Source organism: Pseudoalteromonas sp. TP27, assembly GCF_056470645.1.
The window spans coordinates 1-5,471 of the sequence record NZ_JARDAK010000048.1 but is presented as its reverse complement, the minus strand read 5'-3'; the positions used below and the strand labels follow the sequence as shown (position 1 = coordinate 5,471).

The 5,471-nt window shown below is 33.4% G+C and carries 5 protein-coding genes; 2 read left to right on the top strand and 3 right to left on the bottom strand.

What is annotated here, in order from left to right:
* Positions 1 to 607 precede the first annotated feature (607 nt).
* Both PX700_RS21505 and PX700_RS21500 read left to right on the top strand, forming a co-directional pair.
* Complete coding sequence (locus PX700_RS21505; RefSeq protein WP_446704773.1) at positions 608 to 1,141, top strand: outer membrane beta-barrel protein; 534 nt, start codon at positions 608 to 610, stop codon at positions 1,139 to 1,141.
* A gap of 372 nt (positions 1,142 to 1,513) precedes the next feature.
* Positions 1,514 to 3,064: a methyl-accepting chemotaxis protein gene (locus tag PX700_RS21500; RefSeq protein ID WP_446701363.1), complete on the top strand. Its 1,551-nt coding sequence runs from the start codon at positions 1,514 to 1,516 to the stop codon at positions 3,062 to 3,064.
* 508 nt (positions 3,065 to 3,572) lie between these two features.
* Here PX700_RS21500 and PX700_RS21495 read toward each other — a convergent pair.
* The 3 genes from PX700_RS21495 to PX700_RS21485 form a co-directional block, all read right to left on the bottom strand.
* Positions 3,573 to 3,761 carry a hypothetical protein gene (locus tag PX700_RS21495; RefSeq protein WP_446701364.1) on the bottom strand — a complete coding sequence of 63 codons (189 nt, stop codon included), beginning with the start codon at positions 3,759 to 3,761 and terminating at the stop codon, positions 3,573 to 3,575.
* 529 nt (positions 3,762 to 4,290) lie between these two features.
* The gene (locus PX700_RS21490; protein WP_446701382.1) at positions 4,291 to 4,647 is read right to left on the bottom strand and encodes a type II toxin-antitoxin system RelE/ParE family toxin; all 357 of its coding nucleotides are present in this window, start codon (positions 4,645 to 4,647) and stop codon (positions 4,291 to 4,293) included.
* On the bottom strand, positions 4,622 to 4,909 hold the full coding sequence (locus PX700_RS21485; RefSeq protein WP_446701367.1) for a type II toxin-antitoxin system Phd/YefM family antitoxin: 288 nt from the start codon (positions 4,907 to 4,909) through the stop codon (positions 4,622 to 4,624). The genes PX700_RS21490 and PX700_RS21485 overlap by 26 nt, the downstream gene beginning before the upstream one ends.
* Between the last annotated feature and the right edge of the window lie 562 nt (positions 4,910 to 5,471).

Genomic DNA, 5,471 nt, shown 5'->3' with positions numbered 1-5,471 from the left:
CAGATAAGTAACGATACTCTCATTAGAGATATTTATAACGTAAGTATTTAAAAGGTCGTTTCAAGTAGTAGATCGTGATCACATTTTAATCCAAATATCGCTAAAATGAGTCATAACTTAATTGTCATGTGACATTAAGGCACACCCTAATGTCGCCTAGTTGGCTCTTTCATTGAACGTTACCTTTAAATTGTTATTTTCATTTCAGAATGTGAATTTAATACATTGTCTAATGCTAATAAATAGGTGTTTATTACATATGTTTTACATTTCAGTGTTCTTGTATGAGGTTTGCATATGTCACAGCTATAGCGCGTCAATTAGATCAATCGGCCATTCTAATTGTCGCTCAATAAACTTGGATTAAGCAAGTTATACTTATGTTAATATGTAAATAACCCTAAAGTGGTATTTGATAAGGTGCGAGTTGTTTTTGGATAAATTTGCTGTAACTAAAGCATATTTAGATAAATGTTTTTTGATGTATTTGTTATTTAACTCATTATTGTTATGCGGGTTATTTTTTTATGATGAGTTATTTGTTAGGTTGTTGCTTTAAAAATAAGATTAATAAGTAATCTCAATAAATCTAATAGGAGATGTATTTATGAAAAAAATATCTTTATCAATTTTATGCTTAACTTTATTTTCATCCCATTCATTTGCAGAGCATGTTGTTGGTGCTGCAATTGGCTACGGCACTCAAGAATTCAAGATGAATCAAACCATGAACGATGGTGATGCGTTTAATCTTGATGCTTATTATCGCTATATGATTAATCCATATATTGGTATTGAAGGTGGGTGGACAGCTGCTGTTGGTGGTATGGGTAGTTTTATTGTTGGTCAAGTAGCTGAAGTGAAAGATGCTAGTTTTTCTGGACCTAAAGTTAGTATGTTTCTTCAATATCCATTGATATCAAATAGTTTTATTTATACAAAGTTAGGGGCGAATAATTATACTGTTGATTACACTATAAACAACGTATCTAAAGATGATTCAGATGTGGGTTTTGAGGCATCATTAGGAATTGAAAATAGATTCAATTCTGGCTTGGGACTAAATGTAGAATACCGAAATATCAACAACCCTATAATTAATGCTAATCAATTTATGGTAGGAATGAGTTATAAATTTTAATACTGCACATAGTTTAAGTAGGCATTAATTAAACATAATATTCGAACTACGCATCGCAAATGTAAACCCAATATAGTAATGTCACACGATACCGCAAGTTAGAAATGTCACATTGCTATGTGACAATTTCCTTTTTCATTGAGTTTATAACCGCTAGGTTCATTCGCATTTGTCTTTGTTGTTCTTGTCTTCTCGGGGATAAAAATAGTTAGCTGAAATGGTAGAGTGAGCATATGTAGACATTTTAATTTCATTATTCTTGTTAAGAATGTTTTTTGTAAGCAACCTGAGACTTAATAAATACATTAAGTTCTTTTGTATCGATTGCCTTTTATATCAAGGCTCAAAATAAAATAATTGGATACTATTATTATGCAAGAACATGAGTATCAATACCCTGACTCGTACAACCTGATATCTCTGACTGACACCTCCAGTAAGATTATATACTCAAGCCCTCACTTTAGTGAGGTTTCGGGCTATCTGTCTGAAGACTTAATTGGGCAATACCACAATCTCATTCGCCACGAAGATATGCCAAAAGCCGCATTTGAAAACTTATGGAACTGCATTAAAAGTGGTGATAGTTGGATGGGAATTGTTAAAAATAGGCGTAAAGATGGCGGATTTTATTGGGTTGATTCCCTAGTAACACCATTAAAAGAAGAAGGGAAGATTGTTGAGTATCAATCAGTCAGATCTAAACCTAAAAGGGAATATATAAAAAGAGCAGAAAAAGTATATAGGACTCTGAAGAACGGCAATACACCATTGAAACTCCTTCTTCCCCGAACTCGGCTTTGGCAACGTTACACATTTTTATCCCTATTGTTGACCATGGTGAGTTATGGACTCGTTTCATATGAGCGAGCTTCATTAGTTCAAACTTTGGTTTTTCTGTTTCTAGGAAGCACATTAACCATTTGGGGGTTAACACGTAGACTCGATAAGTTGCGAAAAGAGGCTCGTGAAGAATTTAACAACCCTTTAATGGAGCAAATTTACTTTGGGAAAGTCGATGACTTTTCGGAGATCAGTTTGGTTATGAAACTGCATAAGCAATATGCGAATGCATTACAAGGGCGAGTACTCATCACCGTCAATGACTCTTGTGACAATAGTATTGCTTTAGCTAACGAAGTAGAGATATCTACTTCAATTATATCTTCTCATTTGGAAAATCAAAAAAGTGATCTTGAGATGGTAGCCGCAGCTATCAATGAGATGCAATCTGCTTCTAGTGAGATATCACAGAATACACAAAATACTTTAGAGTCGTCTATTCACATCCAAGATGAACTTACGGTATGTCAGAAACAGCTAGTAAGAGTAAATCAAAGCTTTTCTGAATTAGCTAGTGAGCTTCGTAATATATCAGTGGTGTCAGAAGAGGTTTCTGGAAATATGGATAGTATTAAGACTGTTATTGGTGGGATAAATGGTATAGCAGAACAAACTAACTTATTAGCACTTAATGCGGCGATAGAGGCTGCCAGAGCGGGGGAGGCAGGAAGAGGTTTTGCTGTTGTTGCTGATGAAGTTCGAGCTTTAGCTCAAAAAACTCAAGAATTCACAACTGAAATAGAAAATATTATCAACAATTTATTTGACAGCAGTAATAAATCTGTTCAATCCGTGAATGAAGGTATGGAAAAATCTAGAGTTACAAGTGTCGTTATTGATGAAACCATGGTTAGCGTGGCCTCTTTGAGTGAAAAGGTACAAGATACCATTGATAGAACTAATCAAATTGCAGTTGCAATTGAAGAGCAGGTTTATGTTTCCGAGGAAATTAATCAAAATATAGTATCAATTAATACCAAAGTACAAGAATCCAACAAATTAATAGATAGTAGCAAGAAACAACATGAGGCAAGTCTTTCCTCTTTGATTGAGCTCAAGAAAGTTGTGTCGAGGTTTTAATTCATTGATTCACCATAGTCCAATTTAACGTAACGGTACTTAATACGACGGAATGAATGTTCGTTAATTTCACATAACTTTCGAAGTAATAATTGCAAAGGCCGCTAAAATTTAGCGGTTTTTTTGTTGCTTGCGATTACGTTTTAATTCTAATTTCGCTGAAATTAGTCATAACTTCATTGTCATGCGCCAATGGGTAAACCCTAATGTCATCTATCTGAACTATGGAAAAAGATTGAGAACCATAAGTTTTGTAATGAAAAGGCTAAAATAAAAGTTGACACAAAAAATAATGTGTCCCTATGGATTATCTAAATAGTGCAATAAAATAGTTATGTATACCCAATTCATAGCTAACCAACAAGTAAGCACAAATAATAATTGACCTAAAACCCAAAGAATTTGTTTTTTTAACTTCATTAAAAGGATCAATAGCAAAACATTTATTACATACTGTCGCCTCTTTCGGTAAAGGACTTCCACAATGATTGCAATTACTTAACATAAATCATTCACCAAATGTCAGAGGTTCGACTTTAACCCCGTAGTTTTTGCTGCCCCATGTTTGGCTATTGAGTTCTTTTTGGTACTTATCTTCAATTTTGCCTTCAACTACATGATAGGCAACTGAAATGAATATGGTAAGACCCAAAACCAACCCAATCACACGAATATTTTGTTTTAGATATCTTCTCATTTACATCCACTCATTTCTAAATTAATAAAAATATCATTTATCACCAAAAGGTTTAAATATGAACAAAAAATGAGCTTTGTTGCCTGTGGAAGCCCTTTATTTATCGGACTTGCTTTATATCTCGCAGGAATTACCTATTTCATGCTCTCTGGGGTAAATATCGATACCGTGACGGCCTAATACTCTCATTGAGCAATAAAGTGATTATCATGACGATATTCGCTATCAAAAATCACTAATGCTTTATCTGCTTATTGGTTTTGGAATAGCAGTAGTTGCCAACCTAGTCGTGCTAGTGATCACGCTTTAATTCAAATATCGCTAAAATTAGTCATAACTTTATTGTCACGTGACATTAAGGCACACCCTAATATCACTATCTATATTTGATTTTTCATTGTTTAAAATAGAAGTTACAAAATAATTACATATCGAAGAATAAATTTTGGTGGAGAGCGGTTTGATAAATAAATTCGATATAAATAATGTGAGACGCAAAAAGAGTCACATAAAGTGACTCTTCTAAAAACTATTTATAAAACAGGCAATGCTCGATTAACTGATTTTGAATACTCTGCTTTTGTCTTAGCAGCAATAACATATCTATTACAACTAAATCCTCAGTTTCCTGAGTTATTTCATACAAAAGTCGAAAATCATTTCGCTTAAACTCCCTTATATTAGAAGACCCATATTCGGCCAATTCAGCACAACGAGGATAAATAAAGGGATTGCTTGTAACTTGCTCTTGAAAATCATCAATAAGTTTTTCAACTTTATTAATAACAAGCTCTTCACTACTCCATGGTGTTAAGTGTGTAATAGAGCTTTCAACTGTTTGCTCGAATGTATCTGTTACATTAATTTGTACTTCTTGTATTTTCATTATTATTGGAATCCTTTAAATTTTGTTTACGTAAAGCTAAACGTTCTTTAAAGTCACCAATTGATGATACACGTTTTTTAGTCACATCTTGCTTAGCAAAGCTAACCAACTTCAACAAAGCAATAGCTTCATCTCTACGTAACCTTTCTTGGTAAGACTCAACCACATATGCAGGCATACCGTTTCGTGTAATAACCAATGGCTCCTCTAAAGGTAAATTAGCTGCATTTTTCTTTAAGAAACTAACTGTTTCTGTATTCATATATTCACCATTTAAACGGGGTTTGTTATTGTTTAAATACGTTTAGCGCAATGTAACTTAGTTACATTTTTCTCACTCTTTTGCGCGTCCATTTTTCAGCAGTAGGTCAAACCGTATAATTTGCCTCCTATCTGGTACTTGTTATGACATATATTTCTCCATCTAATAATAATTTATTATAACATGATAACGACCACAAGGCCAAATTAAGTCTTAATTTAGGCTTCTAATGCTATTGGTTATGAAAAGGTTGCCTAAATGAAGTGACCCCCAATAGTTGGATAACCAATCATTGGGGGGCTTTTTTGCTAGTGATCACGTTTTAATTAAATATAGTTAAAATTAGTCATAACTTCATTGTCATGTGACATTAAGGCAGACCCTAATGTCATTAGTATTGCAAATGTAATGGAGAGCGATATTTTAGTGAACTATCTTAATTATTCATAGTCATAAATTTAAACTAAACTGTTTAGTTTAAATTGTGAGAGTGTAATTTATGAAAAATAAGATGAAAATACCAGTATGCATAGTTTTTCTCGGACTTTCTTACCAAGTTGCA

Excerpts from the sequence above, each read along its gene's own strand:
- PX700_RS21485 (WP_446701367.1), bottom strand. The coding sequence starts at position 4,909 with ATGAATACAGAAACAGTTAGTTTCTTAAAGAAAAATGCAGCTAATTTA.
- PX700_RS21495 (WP_446701364.1), bottom strand. The coding sequence starts at position 3,761 with ATGAGAAGATATCTAAAACAAAATATTCGTGTGATTGGGTTGGTTTTG.
- PX700_RS21490 (WP_446701382.1), bottom strand. The coding sequence starts at position 4,647 with ATGAAAATACAAGAAGTACAAATTAATGTAACAGATACATTCGAGCAA.
- PX700_RS21500 (WP_446701363.1), top strand. The coding sequence starts at position 1,514 with ATGCAAGAACATGAGTATCAATACCCTGACTCGTACAACCTGATATCT.
- PX700_RS21505 (WP_446704773.1), top strand. The coding sequence starts at position 608 with ATGAAAAAAATATCTTTATCAATTTTATGCTTAACTTTATTTTCATCC.